The following is a 4,233-nucleotide window of genomic DNA, read 5'->3' as shown; positions in this document are numbered from 1 at the left end:
AGTTCTACCACAGAAAGCACCGAGACGCTTTGCTGCATCGAAAAACCATTCGTGGCTAAAGCCGACTCCTACGCATTCTCTGTGGTGAACCTTTACTTTAATTACAACTGCGCTGCATAAAGCCCCGCCTACATTTAAAACTAAAGGTTTTAGGTCCTAGTTACTTCCCTAGCACCTATTTAACCTTTTTGTCGCGATATAAAATCGCTGCTACGTTTTACTTATCCGATTTATATTCGTAGTTGTAGTATCCATAATACCCATATGCGTTACTGGCTTTTTTAACGACACCGTTGAACACGACGCCTTTCACATCTGTCCCGTTTTGTTCAAAGCGATTACGGGTTAGCTCTATTTCTTTAATATGGTTTTGGCCAAAACGTGTTACTAATAGTGTAGTGCCGGTATGAGCGCTAACTATTGCCGGATCAGTAACCGCTAAAATAGGTGGTGTATCTACAATTATTATATCGTACGCCGCACTTACCTCTTCAACTAGCTTACTAAAGTTACTGTGCATCAGTAACTCCGATGGGTTTGGTGGTATTTGCCCACGGGTAATAACACTCAACCCTTCTACAGTGGTTGGCTTAGTTACTTGCTCAAGGTTTAAACGCCCAGATAGATAATCACTCAAGCCATCATCCCACTTTAAGCCAAACTGGGTTTGTAAGTAGCCTTTACGCATATCGGCATCGATGATCAGTACTTTTTTACCACTCTGTGCCAATACAGCAGCTAAGTTAACTGATACAAATGACTTACCTACACCGGGGCTTGGGCCGGAAATTGCAATTATGTTATTTTTAGCTTCCATCATCGCAAAGTGTAAGCTAGTACGTAGGCTACGCAATGCCTCTATTGATAAATCAGCTGGGTTATCAAGAGCAAGTATCGACTTTGGTTTATTTTTAGCTTTACGAGCTCCAAAACCAGCGAGCTTTTCTTGATAATCTGAGTACGGCACGCTGGCGTATACTGGTAGGCCAATTGCCTCTATTTCATTTGGATCTTCAACCCCTTTATGCATGGCTTTTTGCACTAGCACAATCGCAACAGCTAACATACCACCCAGCATAGTTGCCATAACCACAATCAATGCTTTTTTAGGCTTAACAGGTTTTGAGGTATTCACCTCTGCAAAGTCAATAATACGTACGTTACCCACAGTACCGGCTCGTACTATGTCAAGCTCTTGGGTTTTACTTAGTAGTAATGTATAAATTTGGTTACTTACTTCTACATCGCGTTTTAAGCGCAGTAACTCTTGTTGAGTCTCTGGTAGGTTGCCCACTTCGCCAACCAATTCTTTTTTCTGTTCATTAACCGCGCTAATTTGCTCAATTAAGCCTTGGTACGTTGGGTGATCTTTTTTAAACTTGCGGCTCATTTCAAGGCGTTTTAACTCAAGCTCTTGCAGTTTGGTTTCAAGTTTAACTACTTGCTCTAATACTCCTTGCGTTTCAAGAGTAATATTAATTGACTGGCGCTTAATCTGATAATCGTTAAAACGTTGCTCGGCAAACTCTAACTGCTTTTTAATCTCTGGTAGTTGTACTTCTAAAAACTCAAGGGATTTTTGTGCTTCAGCTGAGTTGCGTTCTACATTGCGGCGTACATAAATAGCCGCTACTTTATCAAGTACTTTTTCAGCATAATGTGGCTTTTCGCTCTGCAGGCTCAAATTAATAATGCCTGAGTCTTTACCCTTTTCGCTAGCACCAATCGCAGCTTGTAAATCTAAAATAGTATTTAAACGGTCTTTACGTATAATGGTAAACTCTGTACCAGTACGAGCATTTAAACTACGTATCGTCAAGTTAAATTTACCGTTAGTTAGCTCTTGGCCGACTTTACCTGTTAATATTTGTTCGCCATCATCATTTAGTAATGCAACTGTATGATTTTCTTGTGCTATAAGTGTATACTCAAGACCAACCGCTGACGTTGGTACATCGAATCTAAATACATCAATACTCTCACCGCCCCATGCGTACGAAGTTGCACCAAAACTCGGCTCAGCTAATTCGCCGTCACTCATTGGGCTAAACTTACGAAACGCACGGCTGCCTATAAATGTGAATAATTTAGGCTCAGCTATTACATCAAGCTTTAATGTGTCAACCGCTTCACCAATGACTGAGCGTGATTTAAGTAGCTCAATTTCTGTAACTGCGGCTGAGGTACTTTCAAACATGCCGGCCATGTCGTCAAAACCAGGCACTGAGCCACCGCTTTCTTCTACTTGGATCATCGCAGTAGCTTGATATATCGGGGTCGAGAATACCGCGTAAACCACACCCACAACCATAAACAAGGTTGTTAAGGCGATTATAAAATATTTACGATCTATCAAAGCACCTAACAGTGCCATTAGGTCTATTTCTTGGCTTGCTTGTGTGTCTGGTCTGTTTTGTTTGTTTGCTGCTAATGCAGTGGGCTGAGCATTCATGTACTAGCCTATCCTTATAAATACTTTTGCCAAGCGCTACAGGCGCTGTCGATTAATGCATAAACGTGTTGAAACGCTTCAAGACTCTGCCGATATGGATCAGGTATTTCTTTATCACCTAGCCATTTACCGAGTAAAAAAGTTTTACCGCGTGCTTCTGGGTAGCGGCTACACAGGTCAGTTAAATGGCGTTGCTCCATCACTAAAATAACGCTATTTTGCGCAACTAGGCTTGATGTTAACTGCCGACCTTGGTGCTCATCCATGTTTATACCATAAGTTGCAGCAACTTGCTTTGCAGTTGCATCAGCTGGTTTACCTTCAAGTGCCGTTAAACCCGCTGAAGATACTTTAATATTTTTACCTTCAAGCTTGCTTTTTAGTACGTATTCAGCGGTTGGGCTACGACATATATTACCAGCGCACACCACTAAGATAGAATCAAACATCGTAATCCTTAGTTTGTTGCTGTTAAGTCATCAATTGAATCAACTGTCGCGATTGACGGTAATAATAAACTTATGACACGGTTCCAGCGAGCAAGCGGTGCCGATGTTACATATACAATATCGTGTGGTTGTAGTTCAAATTGCTCGGCTAATACTAGCGCTGCTACATTTTTTGCATGCAACTGATATACATCGGCAATAACACCATCAGTTTCAAGGTTACGTTTACGCAGTACAAACACGCCGTTAGCGTCAGCGGTATTTTCGTTTAAACCACCTGAATTACTGAGTGCCTCTGCAAGGTTTAAACCATAACGGTTCACATCAACAGAGCCTGCTTTTTTAACATCACCTAATACAAAAACACGCTGTAAGTCATTACGGTTTACATGCACTATATCACCGTGTTGTAGTAAACGATTTTGTGAAATATCACCGTGTGCATAAAAATCATCAAGTTTAATAACTTCAGTTTTGTCGCCGCGGGTAAAGGTAACCGTGCGCCAATCGGCAGCTTCAGTTAAACCACCTGCTTGGTTTAAGGCATCAATCAATGTGAGTGGAATTTCTGTAACAGGTAATATACCTGGTTGCTTTACTTCGCCAGTTACATACGCTTTTTGGCTACGAAAACCAACCACTTTTATATCAACTTGCGGGTCTTCAATCACTCGACTTAAACGCTTCACCAATTCGCTGTGTACTTGCTGTACTGTTTTACCTGCTGCCTGAATATTGGGTGCATAGGCGTAGGTAATGGTACCGTCTGCTTGCACGCGAAAACCATCAAACTCTGCGGTACGTTGTACAGCTGCTGGTATGGTTAATTCTGGGTGATCCCATACACCTATGGTAAGTACGTCACCTACTCCGAGTATGTATTCGTAATCACTAACATTTAAACCATCAAGGCTCGAAGGTGGCTTAGTTTTTTTACGTGATTGGTTTTGCTGATAAATTAAAGATGAGTCAATAATTTGAATATTTACTTTTTCAAGGTCTTGTTCAAGGTTTTTTGTTTGTTCACCCGATTCGATTCCTTCGAAATGGCTACCGGGGATGATTGTACAACCTGTCATTGTTAGCAACGTGAGTGATGCTACAAGTGTTTTACAGCTTAGCGCCATTGTTTATTCCCAAAATAATATTAAATTCTAAAACTTTCAGCTTATTTTTAAATATATTGCTGTTATTTTTTGCTGGCTAATTAAAGCATGGCTACCTTTGCTTCGCAAGGTTGGTTGCACGTTTACTGTGCAAGCAGTTAACTTTTTTGTTAATTTAGTGTTCTAGGTTCTAGGTTCTAGGTTCTAGGTTCTAGGTTCTAGGTTC

The 4,233-nt window shown here is 41.0% G+C and carries 3 protein-coding genes; all 3 read right to left on the bottom strand.

Translation table 11 applies throughout. The features are described 5' to 3' along the window. Positions 1-217 precede the first annotated feature (217 nt). The 3 genes from H5203_RS20305 to H5203_RS20295 are packed head-to-tail and all read right to left on the bottom strand — an operon-like array spanning position 218 to position 4,028. On the bottom strand, positions 218-2,452 hold the full coding sequence (locus H5203_RS20305) for a polysaccharide biosynthesis tyrosine autokinase (RefSeq protein WP_182820190.1): 2,235 nt from the start codon (positions 2,450-2,452) through the stop codon (positions 218-220). 14 nt (positions 2,453-2,466) lie between these two features. Beyond that, positions 2,467-2,901: a low molecular weight protein-tyrosine-phosphatase gene (locus H5203_RS20300; RefSeq protein ID WP_182820189.1), complete on the bottom strand. Its 435-nt coding sequence runs from the start codon at positions 2,899-2,901 to the stop codon at positions 2,467-2,469. An 8-nt stretch (positions 2,902-2,909) separates the two neighbouring features. Then, positions 2,910-4,028: a polysaccharide export protein gene (locus H5203_RS20295; RefSeq protein WP_182820188.1), complete on the bottom strand. Its 1,119-nt coding sequence runs from the start codon at positions 4,026-4,028 to the stop codon at positions 2,910-2,912. Positions 4,029-4,233 lie beyond the last annotated feature (205 nt).

Source organism: Pseudoalteromonas sp. SG41-1 (assembly GCF_014164575.1).
Taxonomy (GTDB): Bacteria; Pseudomonadota; Gammaproteobacteria; order Enterobacterales; family Alteromonadaceae; genus Pseudoalteromonas; species Pseudoalteromonas rhizosphaerae.
The sequence above is the reverse complement of the archived record's forward strand: the minus strand, read 5'-3'. Positions and strand labels throughout refer to the sequence as shown.